Origin of the sequence: Escherichia sp. MR (genome assembly GCF_005280595.1) — a bacterium.
Taxonomy (GTDB): Bacteria; Pseudomonadota; Gammaproteobacteria; order Enterobacterales; family Enterobacteriaceae; genus Escherichia; species Escherichia ruysiae.
In genome coordinates this window covers 1-291 of record NZ_SZVK01000144.1, presented here as the reverse complement: position 1 = coordinate 291, position 291 = coordinate 1, and the positions used below count along the sequence as shown (strand labels likewise).

At 59.8% G+C, this 291-nt stretch carries 1 protein-coding gene; it reads right to left on the bottom strand.

Going from position 1 to position 291, the window contains the following annotated elements; genetic code table 11:
* A partial coding sequence (locus tag FC814_RS22655; RefSeq protein ID WP_137326494.1) for a tetratricopeptide repeat protein occupies positions 1–291 on the bottom strand: 291 nt, incomplete at both ends.

Sequence of the window (291 nt, the reverse complement as noted above, 5' to 3'; positions counted from 1 at the left end):
GCGGCGGGATAATCTTTGCGCGCCATCGCCACATCGCCCAGCCCCAGCACCGCATAGCTGTCGGCGTTATCGACATTGCGCGCCTGCTGGAACAGGCGTTCTGCCCGGTCGGGATTATTGGCTTTCAGCGCAGCATCGCCCTGCTGGATCGCCAGCCAGTAGCGATTCACCTTCAGCAGACTGTTCCATTTGTCGTTGTTGCTGTTGTGCGGATCCAGCGCGAGGGCTTTTTCCAGATTCGCCACCGCATTAGCACGATCGCCATTCTGAGAATATGCCTGGCCCAGCGCC